The 18183-nt window shown below is 36.3% G+C and carries 17 protein-coding genes; 14 read left to right on the top strand and 3 right to left on the bottom strand.

The features are described from left to right. Nucleotides 1–150: 150 nt before the first annotated feature. Nucleotides 151–1755 (bottom strand): sensor histidine kinase, encoded by a 1605-nt coding sequence (locus V5290_RS07780; RefSeq protein WP_333383670.1) that lies wholly within the window; start codon nt 1753–1755, stop codon nt 151–153. Nucleotides 1756–1869: 114 nt separating this feature from the next. On the opposite strand from V5290_RS07780, the gene V5290_RS07775 reads away from it, so the two are divergent. After that, nucleotides 1870–3096, top strand: a complete 1227-nt coding sequence (locus tag V5290_RS07775; protein WP_333383667.1) for a cystathionine gamma-synthase family protein — start codon at nt 1870–1872, stop codon at nt 3094–3096. A gap of 101 nt (nt 3097–3197) precedes the next feature. After that, complete coding sequence (locus tag V5290_RS07770; protein WP_333383665.1) at nt 3198–3509, top strand: hypothetical protein; 312 nt, start codon at nt 3198–3200, stop codon at nt 3507–3509. A 46-nt stretch (nt 3510–3555) separates the two neighbouring features. Here the strand turns inward: V5290_RS07770 and V5290_RS07765 are convergent, their stop codons facing one another. Next, nucleotides 3556–3921 (bottom strand): RNA-binding protein, encoded by a 366-nt coding sequence (locus V5290_RS07765; RefSeq protein WP_333383662.1) that lies wholly within the window; start codon nt 3919–3921, stop codon nt 3556–3558. 405 nt (nt 3922–4326) lie between these two features. Here V5290_RS07765 and V5290_RS07760 point away from each other — a divergent pair, with 405 nt between their 5' ends. The 10 genes from V5290_RS07760 to greA all read left to right on the top strand — a co-directional run bounded on the left by V5290_RS07760 (nt 4327) and on the right by greA (nt 15024). Further along, nucleotides 4327–5595: a dicarboxylate/amino acid:cation symporter gene (locus V5290_RS07760; RefSeq protein ID WP_333383660.1), complete on the top strand. Its 1269-nt coding sequence runs from the start codon at nt 4327–4329 to the stop codon at nt 5593–5595. Nucleotides 5596–5722: 127 nt separating this feature from the next. Then, a complete protein-coding gene (locus tag V5290_RS07755; protein ID WP_333383658.1) occupies nt 5723–6463 on the top strand; it encodes an aspartate/glutamate racemase family protein in 741 nt (246 codons plus the stop codon). Nucleotides 6464–6699: 236 nt separating this feature from the next. Next, the gene (locus tag V5290_RS07750) at nt 6700–8403 is read left to right on the top strand and encodes a transporter substrate-binding domain-containing protein (RefSeq protein WP_333383885.1); all 1704 of its coding nucleotides are present in this window, start codon (nt 6700–6702) and stop codon (nt 8401–8403) included. After that, nucleotides 8400–9809 (top strand): sigma-54 dependent transcriptional regulator, encoded by a 1410-nt coding sequence (locus V5290_RS07745; protein WP_333383656.1) that lies wholly within the window; start codon nt 8400–8402, stop codon nt 9807–9809. The genes V5290_RS07750 and V5290_RS07745 overlap by 4 nt, the downstream gene beginning before the upstream one ends. A gap of 83 nt (nt 9810–9892) precedes the next feature. Continuing rightward, entirely contained in the window at nt 9893–10510 is a 618-nt protein-coding gene (rhtB, locus tag V5290_RS07740) for a homoserine/homoserine lactone efflux protein (protein ID WP_333383653.1), read from the top strand. 71 nt (nt 10511–10581) lie between these two features. Beyond that, nucleotides 10582–11016, top strand: a complete 435-nt coding sequence (locus V5290_RS07735; RefSeq protein WP_333383651.1) for a GNAT family N-acetyltransferase — start codon at nt 10582–10584, stop codon at nt 11014–11016. 124 nt (nt 11017–11140) lie between these two features. Then, nucleotides 11141–11803 carry a leucine efflux protein LeuE gene (gene leuE, locus V5290_RS07730; RefSeq protein ID WP_333383648.1) on the top strand — a complete coding sequence of 221 codons (663 nt, stop codon included), beginning with the start codon at nt 11141–11143 and terminating at the stop codon, nt 11801–11803. A 211-nt stretch (nt 11804–12014) separates the two neighbouring features. Further along, nucleotides 12015–13601 carry a peptide chain release factor 3 gene (gene prfC / locus V5290_RS07725; RefSeq protein WP_333383645.1) on the top strand — a complete coding sequence of 529 codons (1587 nt, stop codon included), beginning with the start codon at nt 12015–12017 and terminating at the stop codon, nt 13599–13601. A gap of 79 nt (nt 13602–13680) precedes the next feature. After that, nucleotides 13681–14466 carry a TatD family hydrolase gene (locus V5290_RS07720; protein WP_333383642.1) on the top strand — a complete coding sequence of 262 codons (786 nt, stop codon included), beginning with the start codon at nt 13681–13683 and terminating at the stop codon, nt 14464–14466. Nucleotides 14467–14544: 78 nt separating this feature from the next. Next, a complete protein-coding gene (gene greA / locus V5290_RS07715) occupies nt 14545–15024 on the top strand; it encodes a transcription elongation factor GreA (RefSeq protein WP_333383639.1) in 480 nt (159 codons plus the stop codon). Between the two features lie 80 nt (nt 15025–15104). Here the strand turns inward: greA and yhbY are convergent, their stop codons facing one another. Then, nucleotides 15105–15401: a ribosome assembly RNA-binding protein YhbY gene (yhbY, locus tag V5290_RS07710; RefSeq protein WP_113818288.1), complete on the bottom strand. Its 297-nt coding sequence runs from the start codon at nt 15399–15401 to the stop codon at nt 15105–15107. Between the two features lie 109 nt (nt 15402–15510). On the opposite strand from yhbY, the gene rlmE reads away from it, so the two are divergent. Both rlmE and ftsH read left to right on the top strand, forming a co-directional pair. Further along, nucleotides 15511–16164: a 23S rRNA (uridine(2552)-2'-O)-methyltransferase RlmE gene (rlmE, locus tag V5290_RS07705; RefSeq protein ID WP_333383635.1), complete on the top strand. Its 654-nt coding sequence runs from the start codon at nt 15511–15513 to the stop codon at nt 16162–16164. Nucleotides 16165–16215: 51 nt separating this feature from the next. Next, nucleotides 16216–18153: an ATP-dependent zinc metalloprotease FtsH gene (ftsH, locus tag V5290_RS07700; RefSeq protein WP_333383632.1), complete on the top strand. Its 1938-nt coding sequence runs from the start codon at nt 16216–16218 to the stop codon at nt 18151–18153. The last annotated feature ends 30 nt before the right edge of the window (nt 18154–18183 follow it).

Genomic DNA, 18183 nt, shown 5'->3' with positions numbered 1-18183 from the left:
TCCTAATTACATGCTTGTGTTATGTGTTTCAACATATAATCAGTAAAGCTATTTGTGCTCATTAGGATGATTGGTTCGTTACTGAGCCAACTTTATTCAGACGCTTTTCTTCAAATCCACTAGCATTACAAATGATGTTTTTACTATTTTTTATATGCTTTCATTTATATGTTTTTTGGGTTTATCGAAAGGAAGGATCACGGTGAATACACTGCCATGGCCTATTTCACTGGAAACTTTAATATGTCCTTGATGTTGATGAATGATCGAATAACTAATAGATAACCCTAACCCTGTACCTTTACCTAGTGGTTTGGTCGTATAGAAAGGCGTGAAGATATCATTAACTTTAGTAGGATCAATACCTGTTCCAGAGTCTGAAACTTGAATATATAGTTTATGATCTTGAGCGTGTGCTTTGAAAAATACGACTTTTCTTTCTGAAGTTTCAACGGAGTCCTTAGCGTTAATCAAGAGGTTAACTAATACTTGCTCTATTTGTGTCTTATTACAAAACAATAACGGTAAAGAGCTTGGAATAACTTGTCTTAATTCTACTTGGTCTTGCTTGTATTGATTAATTACGATTGAAATAACGTTATTAAAGATACGATTTGGTTCTTCTTTCTGATAATTATCTAATTCACTATCTCGCCCAAAACTACCTACCTGCTTAACGATATTTTCAATACGCTCACTTTGTGCAGTAATAGCCTTAAAGCTTTTTTCTATTAAATGGTAATTACCTTTTTTAATGTTTTCTTGGCAAATGTCCGTATGAATACAAATAACTTGTAAAGGCTGGTTAATTTCATGTGCAATTCCAGCGGCTATTTCTCCTAATGACGCTAGTTTATTTGATTGGATAAGTTTGGCCTGACTGCTTTTACACTCATCGTCCACTTTCCTTATTAAATTTTTATTCTTAAGATCCTTCTTATATAAATCAAGGTTTAACATACCTAGTTTAACTGCAATAGCTGCCAGTAAAGAGACAAGTAATGACAGAATTAAAAATAAACCTTTCTCTTGATGTACTATGTTAGACCAAACCATCAGTTTCCAAGTGTGCCCAAAAACATGAATGGTTGTTTCTTTGGTAATATTATTGATGTGCAGCTTTTCAGGTAAGTAATTGAATAAAACAGTTCCATTCTCTGATATAGCAAATGGCTTAGTAATTTGGTAAGTATCTAGCTTATGTTTCAATAACATACCTAGCTTCATTGGCACTTCTACATAGGCGATAAGTTGTCTATCAATGACAATGGGAAACTGTAATTTTAACTCAATATTATTATCAGGGAGATAAGATGCTCGGGTAGTATAAACAAAGTTAGATATTACTTGGTTTGCATTTTTAGGTAGGTGCTCACGAGCCCGTAGTTGCCTTCTTTTTTCTATTTCACTATCAGCTTTAATCAAGGTTTTAGGAGGTAAATCGAATAAAGAGTCGTCGACTAATGGAAATAGTTTAATGGTATTAATGAAGCGATTTCTATTAATAAGTAAGTTTGTGTCGGTTTTCCAATGGCTATTAAGATCATCAATGGAAATCCAATGGCTGATTAATAGCTGAATTTGCTCTGCATTGCTCTCAATACTATTGAGAATATTAAAGGCGATGCTTTTACTCTCTAACTGTATGTTTTGTTGCTGCTGTATTTTTTCTTTTTCAGTCAGGTGCAGTGAGATAAGGTACGAGCAGGCAACCCCTAATAAAAAGACCAAAACACTGTATATATTCGACTTCAATTTATTTCCTTAATACACCTAATGCTAAATCCATCTAGATTAGGCATAATACGTTAAATTTACGACATTTTAGATCAAAGCGATCATTATTGAGAATAAAAGCAAGGAATTTAAATGACAGCGTTAGGTTTTACCACAAAAATAGTGCATTCAGATCATCAGTTAGGCCTTGAAGCAGGTGCAGTTCATGCTCCAATACACAATTCTGTCCCATACGGGTTTAAAGATGTACAAGGATTAATTGATGTTTTCCAAGGTCAACCTGGTCATGCATATGCACGATCTTCAACGCCGACCTTAGACGCTTTATGTAAAAAAATTCAAAAGATGGATAACGGCGTTGCAACTGCTGTTTTCTCTTGTGGAATGTCCGCTATTGTCGCTACTTTCTTAACCCTATTAAAATCTGGTGACCACCTTATTTGTAGCCGTTTCTTGTTTGGTAATACTACTTCTTTATTGGGTACATTAGAAGGTTACGGTATTGAAGTGACTTTAGTTGATGCAACAGATATTGCTGACGTAAGTGCTGCTTTAAAAGCTAATACCAAGATGGTGTTCGTAGAAACTATTGCTAACCCTGTTACTCAAATAAGTGCGTTGGATGAAATTGGTGAGTTCTGTGAAGAAAATGAGCTCGTTTATGTTATCGATAACACCATTACTTCAAGTTATTTATTTGATGCGAAAGACGTTAAAGCTAGCTTAATTGTAACTTCATTATCTAAATATGTTGCTGGGCATGGTAATGCTTTGGGTGGTTCAGTTACAGACACTGGTTTGTTTAACTGGGAGAAATATCCAAATATTTACGAAGGTTACCGTAAAGGTGACAGTAATTTATGGGGTATCAGCCAAATTAAGAAAAAAGGCTTACGTGATATGGGCGCTTGTTTGAGCTCTCAAGGCGCACATCTTATCTCTGTTGGCAGTGAAACCATGGAACTACGTATGGAGCGTCAAGCTGTGAATAGCATGGCTTTAGCTGAGCTATTACAAGCACACCCTAAAGTTGCCAAAGTGTATTACCCTGGTTTAAGTGATCATCCTCAACATCAACGCGCGAAATCGTTATTTAGTGGTTTTGGTGCTCTCTTAAGTTTTGATTTAGTTGATGGCGTTGATTGCTGTGAATTTTTGAATAAATTAAATCTAGTGATTAGTGCAACACATTTAGGCGATAACCGTACTTTGGCATTACCTGTTGCGCCTACTATTTATTTTGAAATGGGATTAAAACTTCGCCAAGAGATGGGTATTAGCGAAAATATGATCCGTTGTTCAATTGGTATTGAAAACACCGCCGATCTCATTGCTGACTTTGAACAAGCTTTAGGTTAAGCAATAAAGGGCAAGTTCCTTTTTGTTTGGTGCTGATGAAATATTCTATTATATTGTTAATTTCTTTATTTAGCTTCTTTGCTTTGGCAAAGGAGCAATCTATGTTGCCGAATCAAGAAGCTTTAAAAGCGATTGGTGATACGTTAGCTAATTACGATAAATGTCAGGAATTAGCTGAGAGTGAAGGTGATTCTGTGATGGCTTATTATTATCAAGATATCAAACAAACTACTTTAACTGAAAATAGCGCTTATAATGACGTTGAAAGGGCTTATATTAACAGTGAGTATGAGAAAGGAACTTTGTTGTTAAGTAAAATAAACAGTGCTGGTTTATACCAGCTCTGTTTACATCGATTCGACTCAGTATCTCGCCAATACTATGAAGCTAAGCTTAATAGCGCTAAAGGTTAGGTAGTTAATGCGATTAAGTTCTCTGAGCTTAAAGCGAATGTTTAAATTATTCTTTTACTTCACCCCAAACTTTTGCCGGGTCAACCATTTCAGCAGTCTCCGTTGAGCTTGTTTCTACGGCTTTCTTTACCGTTTCTGTTTTCGGTGCTGGAGTTTCAGGTGTCGCTTCTTTTTTTGTATCTGCTTTTTTAACTCGAATTATATTACCTGCCAATTTATAGCTATTTAATTGTTTAATAGCAGCTTTTGCTTCACCTACTTTAGGCATCTCAACAAAAGCAAAACCTTTTGATGCACCTGTTTCTTTATCTAGAACAAGATTACAAGATTGAACGTTGCCGTACTCTTTAAATAAACTCAGTAATTTGTCTTCTGTTGTTGCCTTGGCAAGGTTACGTACTAATAATTTCATGGGAACTCACTTAATCAATAATTTCCAATATATTAACAGGAAGTACCAATGATTACTGTTCCAATAGATAATAAATTTTAATAGCGAAACAGTTATAACAAAAGTAATTGTTATAACTTTTATTATATATTTTAAGTTATTGATATTTAATTCTTTTTTGTTTTTTTTATTGTTAGTTTGAACTTAAGTTATAAATCCTTGTGTTTTTTTTTAAAATATCTCCTTATTTTTCAATTGCTTATATTATTTTGGGTTGGCACTAATAATGCAAAATCAAGTTGGTGCGCTCTTTTAATATGCTGATTTGGCTACATCAAATGTCAGTTTAGTTCTTTTTTTAAAAGTAATGTTGGAGTTAGCCTTTGTTTTACTCAATTTGATAAAAAATAAAAAGGATAGATATATATGGAAAATAAAATAAAAGATGGGGTTAGTTCAGCTAAGGGTATGCCACTATGGTTTAAAATATTAATAGGTATGGTAGCTGGTGTCATTGTAGGCGCTGTTTTTGGAGAGTCTTCAGAGCTAATCAAACCTATTGGTACTTTATTTATCAGTGCGATAAAAATGTTAATCGTTCCTTTAATATTTTGTTCGTTAGTCGTTGGTGTTACTTCCATGAAGGATACTACTAAGATGGGACGTATTGGTTTAAAGTCAATTGTTTTTTATCTTACGACGACTGCTGTTGCAATTAGTATTGGTCTTGGCTTAGGTATCTTCTTTGAGCCAGGTGCTGCGCTTAACATGGTTGCTTCTACAACTAATGAAGTTAAGGCTTCTCCTAGTTTAGTGGATACACTCGTTGGCTTAATCCCTAAAAACCCTATTGGTGCATTGGCTGCAGGAAATATCTTACAAATAATAGTATTTGCATTAGGGCTAGGCATTGCATTAAACCTAGTTGGTGAAAAGTCTGAGCCCGTTGTTAAGTTTTTCGAAGGCTTAGCTGAAGCTATGTATAAAATGACTGAATTGGTCATGAAGTTTGCCCCATATGGAGTCTTCGCTTTAATGGCTTGGGTATCTGGTAAATATGGTTTAGAGCTTTTACTACCATTAATTAAAGTTATCGGTTTGGTTTATTTAGGTTGTATTCTTCATGTTTTATTCCTAGGTGGCGGTTTAGTAGGTCTGTTTGGTAAATTAAATCCTAAAAGATTCTATAAAGGCATTATTGAAGCTCAAGTTATTGCGTTTACCACTACAAGTAGTTCAGGTACTTTGCCTGCGAGTATTAAATGTGCGACAGAAAATTTAGGTGTGTCTCGTAGTATTTCAAGCTTTGTATTGCCAATGGGCGCAACTATTAATATGGATGGTACTGCTCTTTATCAAGGTGTCTTAGCTCTTTTCATTGCGCAAGCGTTTGGTGTAGATCTTTCTACTGCTGATTATCTGACTATCATTGCTACAGCAACTTTAGCCTCTATAGGAACTGCGGGTGTTCCTGGTGCTGGTTTAATCATGTTATCACTTGTTCTATCAACAGTAGGCTTACCTTTAGAAGGTATTGCTATCGTGGCTGGTATAGACAGAATCCTAGATATGGCTCGTACAACAGTTAATGTAACTGGTGACTTAATGGTGACATTGTTAATAGGTAAGAGCGAAGGTGAACTTGACCTAGAACGCTTTAACAATAAGCAAACTAATGCACCTATCAATGATTAACTTCCTCACAAAGCTCAATTAGTTAGATGTTTATATGAGGTTAAAAGCTATTTTAACCTCATCATAAGCTCAGTTTTCATTAAATACTCACTATTGCTGAGTAAAGCTTATCTTCAAGGTTTCAAAAATGACAAAAAAATCCATTGGTATTGTAGGTGGCATGGGAAGCTATGCTGGATTAGACCTATTGCGTAAAGTGTATGATTTAACGCCTGTTAAAGGCGATAGTGAACATTTCCCTGTGGTGCTTATCTCTACTCCTCATAAAATGATAGATAGAACAGAATTTTTAATTGGTAAGGTAAAGGAAAACCCAAGTGTTGGAATATTAGATATTATAGAAAGACTTTCTTCTGAAGGGGCTAATATTATTGGCATCCCATGTAATACAGCCCATGCTAAACCGATTTTAGATGAAGTTATTAAATATCTGCCTAAAGGGGTTGTACTCGTTCACTTAATTGATAGTGTTGTAGAGCATATTGTTACTTATTATCCTAGCCTTAAAAAAGTGGGAGTGTTAGGGACGACAGGCACTATTTCTACAAGCGTATATCGTGATGCTTTAGAAAAACGAGGATTACAAGCTATACATCCTAGTGATAGTGTACAAGAAGAGTACGTTATGCCTGCTATTTACTCACCTAATTATGGTGTTAAAGCGTACTCTAACCCCGTCACTGAGAATGCGCAGCAAAAATTATTGTTTGCTGCGGATGAGCTAATAGGTAAAGGTGCAGAAGTCATTATTCTGGGTTGTACTGAAATTCCATTAGCGATAACAGTCCAAACTTATCAAGGAGTTCCTTGCCTTGATGCAACTAAGGTATTGGCAAGCCAACTTATACAGCACGCAGAAACATTATAAAAATTCACCTTACAACTATTAAAAACGTTATTATCCGTAGTTATTGGTAGTGGCACTGTTAAATTTTTTGAATAATTATTTTTAATAGTTACTCAAAAATAGTCAATTAGTTTAGTTGTAAGGTTTACCGAATACATCTGAACATATCACCTTTTTAACACCACCCCTTTTATTTAGAAAATCAGATTTACTGTTCGTATTATGCTTGATTTAAGGAAAGTTGCTTAGTGAAAATAATGCATAGAAGAGATTCGAAGGTTCTCATTTTTATATTAAAAATAAACATTTTTTTTTGGTGTATTGTTTCCTCTGTTTTATCTGAAGATAATTTTAATACTAATAAGGTAATTATCATTGGAGGAGACTATGATTATCCTCCCTATGAGTTTATTAATAAAGAAGGTAAGCCAGATGGTTACTCAGTTGAATTAAGTCATGCTATTGCTGACGTCATGGGCTTTGAAATTGAAATTAGATTAAATAAATGGAGTTCAGCTAGAGAATCTTTAAATGCAGGAGAAGTAGATATTCTGCAAGGTATGGCTAATTCAAAAGAGCGTGAACACTTATATGATTTTAGTCCTTATACTTACGTAGATCAGTCTGTCTTTGCGCGAAGTGGCTCCCCGAGTATTAACTCACTATCTGATTTAAATGGTCACCAAGTGATTGTTCAACGTAATGGGTTAATGTATGACCTGTTGAATAATACTAGTCAAGATATTACGTTAATCCCTACCGATACACACGTTGCGGCTTTACGTCTATTAGCTTCAGGGCAATATGATTATGCCTTAGTTTCTAACTTACCCGGTTTGTATCTAAGTAAAGAGCTTGGGCTGTCTAATATCAAGCCAGTTTTTAATATAGAAGGGCGCAATAAATACGGTTACGCTGTAAAAAAAGGCAATGAAGAGCTATTAGCTAAGTTTTCTCAGGGATTAGCCATTTTAAAAAATACTGGGCGACAACAAGCTATTTATCAGAAGTGGTTGGGAGGCTTAAATGCATCTCCTTGGACGAGACTAGTTATATTCACTGGGGTTGTTGCTGTTGTTTCTTTATTAATTAGCATTGTTATTATTATTTGGAATCGTTCATTGCGAAAAAAGGTAGAAAGACGAACAAAAGAGTTAAAAGATCAGCAGTTGCAGTTATTACATGCAGATAAAATGGCATCACTAGGTGTATTAGTATCAGGGGTCGCCCATGAAATTAATAACCCTTGTGGTATATTAACTATGAATTTCCCATTTATTAAAGATGCTTCTGAGGAGTTAACCGATCTAATAGATGAACTCGGTAAAGAAAGTGGTAGTTTAACTATTGCTGGAGTTAGGTATACACAATTTAAAGACGTTTTTCCGAGTATTCTAGATGATATGCATATTGCAAGTCGTAAAATACGAGGTATTGTTGATGATCTGAAACACTTCGCAAGTAATGATAAAGCGCATTTAGAGTTAAATGAAATGGTTGATTTAAATGAACTTGTCAGTACATCAATCCGTTTAGTAATCAATCAAATTAAACATGCAACAGATCACTTTACAGTTGATTACGGCGATGATTTGCCATTAATTAAGGGGAGTGTTCAACGAATAGAACAAGTATTGATTAATTTAATCCTTAATGCCTGCCAAGCATTAGATGGTAAAGAGCAAAAAATTAAAATTACTACTTATTACCAGAAAGAATTAAAGCTTGTGATTTTCACTATCAAAGACCACGGTGTTGGCATCCATAAAAATGATTTGAGTAAATTAACAGATCCATTTTATACCAGTAAAAGAGAACAAGGCGGAATGGGCTTAGGTCTTTCAATTTCAGCAGGTATAGTAAGAGACCATCAAGGCTCTCTTGATTTTAAATCTACCCAAGGAAAAGGCACGACTGTGACCTTATCTTTGCCTTTAGTACAAACAGAGGAACATTCGTGACTGTTAGTTTATACCCCAACTTTCAAATATTAATTTGTGATGATGATACGACGTTTTTGCGTAGTATTAGTTTTGCGATAGAGCGTTATTGTGGAATAAATAATACCGTTCAATGTTCTGATAGCAGAAAGGTACTAGAGCATTTAGCTGAAGGGAATATTAGAGTTGTTTTACTTGATTTAAATATGCCACATATTTCTGGAGAAGAGTTATTACCACAAATTATTGAGCTTTATCCCCATATTTCAGTGATTATTATTAGCGGATTAAACCAAGTTACAACGGCCGTTCAGTGTATTAAATTAGGGGCTTATGATTATCATGTTAAAACTGAAGAACCTGAACGACTTGCTAGTGGTATTTTCAGGGTGGTTCAATTTCAAGAGCTAGGGATAGAAAATGAGGCAATGCGCCAACAGTTGTTAAACAATAAAACAACTTTAGATCCTGCTTTTTCCAAGATAATTAGTGCAGACAGCCAAATGCACTCTATTTTTAGATATATTGAATCCATTTCAAAAAGTAAGCAGCCTATTTTAGTTACTGGAGAAAGTGGCGTCGGTAAAGAGCTAATTGCTCGAGCTATTCATGAAACAAGCCAATGTGCTGGCGAACTAGTATGCATTAATGTGGCTGGATTAGATGACAACATGTTTTCTGATACGTTATTTGGCCACAGAAGAGGAGCATTTACCGGAGCGAATCAAAGTCGACAAGGTATGATCGAAAGGGCTTCTGGTGGTACTCTTTTTTTAGATGAAATAGGTGATTTAAGTCTAGCTTCACAAGTTAAGCTATTACGCTTGTTGCAAGAAGGTGAGTATTACCCGATTGGTAGCGATACACCTAAAAAAATTAATAGCCGGGTGATTGCAGCTACACATCAAGATTTAGAAAAGAAAAAAGAAGAGCATAATTTTCGCAATGACCTTTATTATCGACTGAAAATTCATCATATAGAAGTACCTGCACTGAGAGACCGAAAATCAGATATTTCTCTATTATTAGAGCACTTTTTAACCTTAGCTGCTGAAGAGTTTTCTAAATCATGCCCTACCGTTTCATCTGAATTACACTTTTTACTAAGTAACTATGACTTCCCTGGTAATGTCAGAGAGTTGAGATCAATGGTTTATGATGCGATGAGTACTTGTGAAGTAGACTCTTTGCCCCTTAATGCATTTGAGAAAATTATTGGTGGTGCCAAACAAAGCTCACTCCCTCGTACATTTACAGCTCCTTTATTTCAAAACTTAACGACTTTACCAACCTTAAAACAAGCAAATAACTTATTAATAGAAGAAGCTTTGCTGCGTGCAGAAGGTAAACAATCATTGGCAGCTAGAATATTGGGCATTTCACAACCTGCTTTAAGTAAAAGGTTAAAAAAACGCGAAGATGAGTGATTTTTTGCCTTAAACTATAAAATGATTCATTAGTTTTCAAGTAATACTCTTATTATAGCTAGTAATAAAATGGAGAAGTTAAAATGGATTTAGGAATTTGGAGTGTGTTCGTCGCAGCTTGTGTCGTATTTAGTTTAGCGCCAGGCGCGGGTACTATTGCCTCAATTAATAACTCAATGATGGGCGGCTTGAAGTCTGCTCTTCAAGGGTTAATTGGTTTGCAGTTAGCATTGGCTTTGCACATTATTATTGTTTCATGTGGTCTGGGTGCTTTGTTGGCTTCGTCAGCGGTGTTTTTTGAGGTTGTTAAATACACTGGTGCTGCTTATTTAATATATTTAGGTATAAAAAAATGGCGCGATAAAGGAATGCTAGATATTCAAGAGGCCGCTAACGTTAAAGGTTACAGCAAACTAATAAAACAAGGTTTTGTGGTTAACTTAATGAACCCGAAGTCTATTGTTTTTCTTGCTGCATTTTTGCCTCAATTCATTAGCACACAGCAACCTTTATTTGAACAATATTCAATATTAGGCCTAACGGTAGTGAGTATTGATAGCCTAGTAATGCTTGGTTATGCCTTATTGGGTGTTTTTATGAAACCTTATTTAACAAGCCAAAAGATAATGGAGTTTGTAAATAAAATCTTTGGTACTTTATTCATAGGGATGGGCATCGCTTTATCTAGAGCTGAAGCTTAGATGCAAACAAAGCTAGTATTATTATGTGCAACTAGCCTGTTCACAATGAGTGATGGATATTGGAGAGCGTTATGGTAGCTGGATATAAAATCAGCTCTGATACAAAACAGATGGATTTATCTGTTATACATGGCTATTTATCTGGCTCTTATTGGGCGAAAGGTGTTCCTTTATCGACAATGCAAACCGCAGTTAATAACTCGTTTTGCTTTGGTATTTTTACTGATGAAGGTCAACAAGTGGCTTTTGCGCGTATGATTACTGATTATGCAACTTCTGCTTATTTGGCCGATGTGTTTGTGTTACCGGAACACCGCGGTAAAGGTTTAAGTAAATGGCTTATACAGGCTATTGTTGATGATCCTAAATTACAGGGACTTCGTCGTATGTTACTTGCTACTAGTGATGCACATAATTTATATAAAAAATTTGGCTTTTCTGCCTTAGCATCACCGGAACTTTTTATGGAATTACACCGACCTGATATTTATCAGAAGAAAGTGTAATAGCTTAAATAATATAAGCTTAAGAAAGAGTGTAAACATTAAGTAATTAGATAATGTATTGGTAACAATTACCAATTTGGATTGGTTATATATTTATTGGCAAGGTATTAAGTGAAGAGGGACCATGGAAGCATTCGGCGTAGTTAATTACATTACTTATTTTTTTGGGGCATTATTTGTTATTTTATTACCAGGCCCAAATTCTTTGTATGTCTTGGCCTTGGCTGCACAGCAAGGTAGACGTATAGGTTGGGCCGCGGTTTCTGCTGTATTAATTGGTGACTCGTTATTGATTATTGCCACTGCATTAGGGGCAGTCACTATTTTGACCTCTTATCCTGCAGTTTTTATGTTTATTAAGTATGCGGGAGCAGGTTACCTTGTGTATATCGGTTATCAACTTATTAGTGGGGCAATAAAGTCTTGGCGTCAATTAGGTCAGGTCAATCTAAAGCAAGCCGTTGAAATAAAGAAGACCAGTGCATCACAAGCTTTTAGAAAAGCATTGTTAGTTAGCTTATTAAATCCCAAAGCCATTTTATTTTTCTTATCATTTTTTGCCCAGTTTGTTGATCCGACTTATCCGCAACCTGTTGTGCCTTTTTTAATACTTGCAGTTACTATTCAAACTTTTAGTTTGTTGTATTTAGCAACTTTAATTTATGCCGGTTCAACATTGGCTGAAGGTTTTAAAAAGCGTAAAAGAATCAGTGCTATTTCTGGTGGTAGTGTAGGTATTGGGTTCGTTGGCTTTGCTGTAAAACTAGCCTTGGCGAGTGCAACTTAGTTTAGGTGTAAACGGTAATTTTAATTCGGTATCTAACACCTTATCTATTGTCTTTTGAGTGAAATACAAACAACAAATTTATGCTAATTAAGATAATAGGAAATGAATTCATCTAGGCAATTTGCTATAGTTCTGCCAAATTTATAAATCACTCATTTCGTAGAAAAATTATTGTGCGCAGTTTGATGCGTATATAAAGAGAAAACTAAATATGGCAGACGCTAAATTTCTAGAGGCAGTCAACTCTAGACGTACATTCGCAATCATCTCTCACCCTGATGCGGGTAAAACAACCATTACTGAGAAAGTATTATTATTCGGAAACGCGTTACAAAAAGCGGGTACAGTAAAAGGTAAAAAATCAGGCCAACATGCTAAATCTGACTGGATGGAGATGGAAAAAGATCGTGGTATTTCGATTACCACATCGGTAATGCAGTTCCCATACAATGATGGTCTAGTAAACTTACTGGATACACCTGGACATGAAGATTTCTCTGAAGATACTTACCGTACATTAACAGCTGTTGATTCTTGTTTAATGGTAATTGATGCCGCTAAAGGTGTTGAGCAACGTACCATTAAGCTTATGGAAGTAACACGTCTGCGTGATACACCAATTATCACGTTTATGAATAAATGTGACCGTGATACTCGTGATCCAATCGAGTTGATGGATGAAGTTGAAGAAGTCCTGAATATCGCATGTGCGCCAATTACTTGGCCAATTGGTATGGGTAAAGAGTTTAAAGGTGTTTACCATATTTTACGCGATGAAGTGATTTTATATGAATCAGGTCAAGGTCACACAATTCAAGAAGTTCGTATTATTAAAGGGCTAGATAATCCTGAATTAGATAAAGCCTTACCAAACCATGCTGACGATCTACGTGATGAGATGGAGTTAGTGGTAGGCGCATCTAATGAGTTTGATGAAGAGATGTTTTTATCAGGGGAATTAACGCCGGTTTATTTTGGTACAGCATTAGGTAACTTTGGTGTTGACCATGTGCTAGATGGATTAGTGGAATGGGCTCCAAAACCATTACCAAGAGCCACAGTGCAACGTGTAGTTGAACCAACTGAAGAAGTGTTCTCTGGTTTTGTTTTCAAAATTCAAGCGAATATGGATCCAAAACATCGCGACCGTATTGCTTTCATGCGTATCTGTTCAGGTAAATATGAAAAAGGCATGAAAATGCACCATGTACGTACAGGTAAAATGGTCAGCATTTCTGATGCTGTAACTTTTATGGCGGGTGATAGAACGGCATCTGAAGAGTCATACTCTGGCGACATCATTGGTTTGCACAACCACGGCACAATTCAAATCGGTGATACATTTACCGTTGGTGAAGATCTGAAATTTACGGGTATTCCGAACTTCGCACCAGAAATGTTCCGTCGTATTCGTTTAAAAGATCCATTAAAACAAAAACAATTGTTGAAAGGGTTAATGCAGCTATCTGAAGAGGGCGCTGTACAAGTATTCCGCCCATTACGTAGTAATGACCTGATTGTTGGTGCAGTCGGTGTTCTACAGTTTGAAGTAGTTGTTCAACGTTTAAAATCTGAATACAAAGTCGATGCTATTTATGAAGGTATCAGCGTAGCAACAGCACTTTGGGTTGATTGTGAAGATCCAATTAAAATGGCTGAATTTGAGAAAAAAGCGTATGACAATCTAGCATTAGATGGAAGTAACAACTTAACTTACGTGGCTCCTACTATGGTTAACTTAAATCTAGCGATGGAACGTTACCCAGACGTTAAATTCCGTAAAACACGAGAGCATTAATCGTTAATATTATGTGTTAAGTGTTTATAATAAAGCGTCTTCGGGCGCTTTTTTTATAAGTTTTAAAGGGCGTAGAAATATGTTTATAGATAGCCATTGCCATTTAAATTTTGATTGCTTTAAAGAAGGCTTCACACATTTATTAGCCGATTTGAATCAAGCTAATATCAATCACGTAATTATTCCTGCAACTGATGCACAACGCTGGCCTGAGATAATGGCTCTTTGTGAACAATATCCTAGATTATATTTCGCGTTAGGTATTCATCCGCATTTTTTAGCGAACGTTGAAGCTGAGGATTTTGCATTACTTGAGTCGACTCTGACTCGCTTACAGAAGCAGGGGCAAAGTCATTGTGTCGCGTTGGGGGAGATTGGGTTAGATAAGTTAATAGAAACAGATATGGAAACCCAAGAAGCTATTTTTTTAACGCAGCTCGCTATCGCACAGCGTTTACAATTGCCTGTTATTTTGCATGTGGTTAAAACTCAATCGCGTATTTTACAACTACTCAAACAAACTAAATTCTCTTATGGTGGGGTTTACCATGCTTTCTCGGGCAGTGAAGAAATTGCCAATGAGTTTATTAAGTTAGGTTTTAAGTTAGGCATTGGTGGCGTGATCACTCATCCAACTGCTAAGAAAACACAAAATACACTGAGGCACTTACCCTTAAAAAGCTTAGTGTTAGAAACAGATGCGCCGGACATGCCTATTTATAAGCAACAATCAGCGCATAATTCACCTTTGAATATAACTGTCATTTTTGAGGCATTATGTGCTCTGCGTGAAGAGTCACGAGACGTGATCGCACAACAAATTTATAACAATAGCAAAAGCATTTTTTCTATAATAAATGACTAACGTCAGTAATTAGCGTAAAATGCTCGCTTTTCTAAATATAGTTAGTGAAACATTGTTTCCAGAATAAGGTGATGGTTAATGACTCAATACCCAATGACAGCAAAAGGCGCTGAAATTTTACGTGCTGAATTAGAGCAGTTAAAAACAGTTAAACGCCCAGAGATTGTACATGCTATTGCTGAAGCTCGTGAACATGGCGATTTAAAAGAAAATGCTGAGTACCATGCAGCTCGAGAGCAACAAGGTTTTTGTGAAGGTCGTATTCAAGATATCGAAGCTAAGCTTTCAAATGCTCAAATAATCGATGTAACTAAAATTGCCAATAACGGTAAAGTTATATTTGGAGCTACGGTAACGATTGTCAATGTTGATACTGAAGAAGAAGTGACTTACCAAATCGTTGGTGATGATGAATCAGATATCAAAAGTAATCTTATTTCTATTAATTCTCCTATTGCGCGTGGATTAATCGGTAAGAAATTAGATGATGAAATCTCAATTACTACACCGGGTGGTGTGGTTGATTACGATATTACTAAAGTTGAATACATTGCTTAGTTCACAAAACTGAACAAAATCAAGATAATAAAAAGCCCAGATTTACTGGGCTTTTTATTGAAAATAAGATTAAAACGTCATTATTTACGTGGTAATTCTATCTTCTTAGCTTCGCTTGGACGGTATAAAACAACGATATGACCAATTTTTGCAATCGCTAACGCTTCTGTTTCACGTACAATGGCATCAATAATAAGTTGTTTAGTTTCACGGTCATCCGTTGCTACTTTTACTTTAATTAATTCGTGGAAGCTGATCGCATTTTCGATCTCAGCTAATACACCTTCGGTTAAGCCATTTTGTCCTAGTAGTACTACTGGTTTCAAAGGATGAGCTAAACCTTTTAAAAATTGTTTCTGTTTGTTTGATAATTTCATGCAAATATCTTTCATTAAGGGTTGAAAACGATTCATTCTACCCTTAAATATTAACCTTTACTATTTAGATTATTATTTATCCTAATATTCGTTCGCTAAGGAAGTCATTGTGGCAAAACCAGACAGTACAAATCGTCTTAAAAAAAGTGCATCAGGCAGCTCAAAACGTTGGATGCAGGAACATGTGAATGATAAGTATGTAAAAGAAGCTAATAAGCAAGGACTTCGCTCTCGTGCGGTATTTAAACTCGATGAAATTAACGGTAAAGATAAACTGATCCGCCCAGGTATGACGGTGGTTGATTTAGGTGCTGCACCGGGGAGTTGGTCACAATGGGCGGTTGATAAAGTGGGCATGAAAGGTAAAGTCATTGCTTGTGATATTTTACCGATGGATTCCATTGCGGGTGTTGACTTTTTACAAGGCGATTTCCGTGAGGAAGTGGTCTTGAATGCTTTATTGCAACGTATTGGTGATAACAAAGTTGATGTTGTGTTATCTGATATGGCTCCTAATATGAGTGGTAATGCTGGTATTGATCAACCGAAATCAATGTATTTAGTTGAACTTGCTTTGGATATGTGTCGTGATGTTTTAGTGAAAGATGGCAGCTTTATCGTCAAAGTTTTCATGGGAGCGGAATACGAAGCTTACCTGAGTGAAGTACGAAAACTATTCAAATCAGTTAAAACAAGAAAACCCGATTCTTCAAGAGCGAGATCTCGCGAGGTTTATTTAGTGGCGACCGGTTTTAAACTGTAGTAATCTGATTTACTATTATATTCTATTCATTTTAAACATGAGGTTTACATCTTGAACGATATGGCAAAAAACCTGATATTGTGGTTAGTCATCGCAGTAGTCTTAATGTCTTTATTCCAAGGCTTTGGATCAGACGATACCAATAAATCACAAATCGACTATACCAGTTTTAACAAAGAAGTAAGCCAAGGGCTGATCCAACAAGTACAAATCAATGGTCAAGAAATTAAGGGCTTAAAAAGTAATCAAACGCCGTTTGTTACTTACATCCCAGCACCAGATTTGGATTTAGTTAACTACCTTATTAAAAACGACGTAAAAGTAGAAGGTACGCCACCAGAAGAAACTAGTTTCTTAGCGTCTATTTTTGTTTCATGGTTCCCAATGCTGTTACTGATCGGTGTTTGGATCTTCTTTATGCGTAACATGCAAGGTGGCGGTAAAGGTGGTGCAATGTCATTTGGTAAGAGTAAAGCCAAATTGATGAGCGAAGACCAAATTAAAACAACGTTTGCTGATGTTGCTGGTTGTGATGAAGCTAAAGAAGACGTTGTTGAATTGGTTGATTACCTAAAAGATTCAAGCAAGTTCCAGAAACTTGGTGGTCGTATTCCTACAGGTGTTTTATTAGTAGGCCCTCCAGGTACTGGTAAAACGTTATTAGCAAAAGCCATTGCTGGTGAAGCAAAAGTACCATTCTTCTCAATTTCAGGTTCTGATTTTGTTGAAATGTTCGTTGGTGTTGGTGCTTCTCGTGTACGTGACATGTTTGAGCAAGCTAAAAAATCTGCACCTTGTATTATCTTCATCGATGAGATAGATGCTGTAGGTCGTCAACGTGGCGCTGGCATGGGTGGTGGTAATGATGAGCGTGAGCAAACATTAAACCAAATGCTAGTAGAAATGGATGGTTTTGAAGGTAATGAAGGTATTATCGTTATTGCCGCAACTAACCGTCCTGATGTATTAGATGCTGCATTACTTCGTCCTGGTCGTTTTGACCGTCAAGTAGTTGTTGGCTTACCGGATGTACGTGGTCGTGAGCAAATCTTAAAAGTACACATGCGTAAAATTCCACTAGATGATGCAGTGAAAGCTTCTGTACTTGCTCGTGGTACACCTGGTTTCTCTGGTGCTGATCTATCAAATCTAGTAAACGAGGCTGCATTGTTTGCTGCACGTGGTAACAAACGCACAGTTTCAAGAGAAGACTTTGAGCAAGCGCGCGATAAAATCCTAATGGGTGCTGAACGTCGTAGTTTAGTGATGACAGACAAAGATAAAGAGTCTACAGCTTACCATGAAGCAGGGCATGCAATTGTTGCTAAATTAGTGCCGCAGCATCACCCAATTCATAAAGTAACTATTATTCCTCGTGGGCGAGCACTTGGTGTAACTCAGTTCTTACCTGAAGGTGACCAGATTTCGCAAAATAAAGATGAGTTAGAAAGTAGTATTTCGGTTGCTTATGGTGGCCGTATTGCTGAAGAACTTATTTATGGCGCTCAAAAGGTATCAACCGGCGCGTCACAAGATATCAAACAAGCTTCCGCAATTGCACGAGCAATGGTAACGGAATGGGGTTTCTCTGAAAAACTAGGTCCTATCTTATTAACGGGTGAGCAAGGTAGTTTGCGTTCTAATGTTGTTTCTCACGAAACAGGTAAAGTGATTGATGATGAAGTAAAAGTACTTATCGATACTAACTACAAACGTGCATACCAGTTATTAACAGATAACATCGATATTTTACATGCAATGAAAGATGCTTTGGTTAAATATGAAACCATTGATACTGAGCAAGTAGATGATTTGATGGCGCGTGTTACTGTTCGTCCACCAAGTGATTGGGATGATGAGAAAGAGTTAGAGTCAGTTAAAGATCCTGTGACTGCTGATAAAGTTGAAGATTTTGTTGAGCAAGATAAAGCTGAAACGACAACTGAAACAGAATCAACAGAAAGTGAGCAAGACAAAGACAATAAATAATTATATTGTTTCTACTCTCCCTCTAAAAAA

Source organism: Psychromonas arctica (assembly GCF_036697365.1).
Classification (GTDB): domain Bacteria; phylum Pseudomonadota; class Gammaproteobacteria; order Enterobacterales; family Psychromonadaceae; genus Psychromonas; species Psychromonas arctica_A.
Note: the sequence above shows the minus strand (reverse complement) of the source record. Positions and strands in the feature narration are given on the sequence as shown.

What these genes read in the sequence shown, in the direction of transcription:
- V5290_RS07775 (WP_333383667.1), top strand. Translation starts at nt 1,870, where the DNA reads ATGACAGCGTTAGGTTTTACCACAAAAATAGTGCATTCAGATCATCAG.
- V5290_RS07770 (WP_333383665.1), top strand. Translation starts at nt 3,198, where the DNA reads ATGTTGCCGAATCAAGAAGCTTTAAAAGCGATTGGTGATACGTTAGCT.
- V5290_RS07765 (WP_333383662.1), bottom strand. Translation starts at nt 3,921, where the DNA reads ATGAAATTATTAGTACGTAACCTTGCCAAGGCAACAACAGAAGACAAA.
- V5290_RS07760 (WP_333383660.1), top strand. Translation starts at nt 4,327, where the DNA reads ATGGAAAATAAAATAAAAGATGGGGTTAGTTCAGCTAAGGGTATGCCA.
- V5290_RS07755 (WP_333383658.1), top strand. Translation starts at nt 5,723, where the DNA reads ATGACAAAAAAATCCATTGGTATTGTAGGTGGCATGGGAAGCTATGCT.
- V5290_RS07750 (WP_333383885.1), top strand. Translation starts at nt 6,700, where the DNA reads ATGCATAGAAGAGATTCGAAGGTTCTCATTTTTATATTAAAAATAAAC.
- rhtB (WP_333383653.1), top strand. Translation starts at nt 9,893, where the DNA reads ATGGATTTAGGAATTTGGAGTGTGTTCGTCGCAGCTTGTGTCGTATTT.
- V5290_RS07735 (WP_333383651.1), top strand. Translation starts at nt 10,582, where the DNA reads ATGGTAGCTGGATATAAAATCAGCTCTGATACAAAACAGATGGATTTA.
- leuE (WP_333383648.1), top strand. Translation starts at nt 11,141, where the DNA reads ATGGAAGCATTCGGCGTAGTTAATTACATTACTTATTTTTTTGGGGCA.
- prfC (WP_333383645.1), top strand. Translation starts at nt 12,015, where the DNA reads ATGGCAGACGCTAAATTTCTAGAGGCAGTCAACTCTAGACGTACATTC.
- V5290_RS07720 (WP_333383642.1), top strand. Translation starts at nt 13,681, where the DNA reads ATGTTTATAGATAGCCATTGCCATTTAAATTTTGATTGCTTTAAAGAA.
- greA (WP_333383639.1), top strand. Translation starts at nt 14,545, where the DNA reads ATGACTCAATACCCAATGACAGCAAAAGGCGCTGAAATTTTACGTGCT.
- yhbY (WP_113818288.1), bottom strand. Translation starts at nt 15,401, where the DNA reads ATGAAATTATCAAACAAACAGAAACAATTTTTAAAAGGTTTAGCTCAT.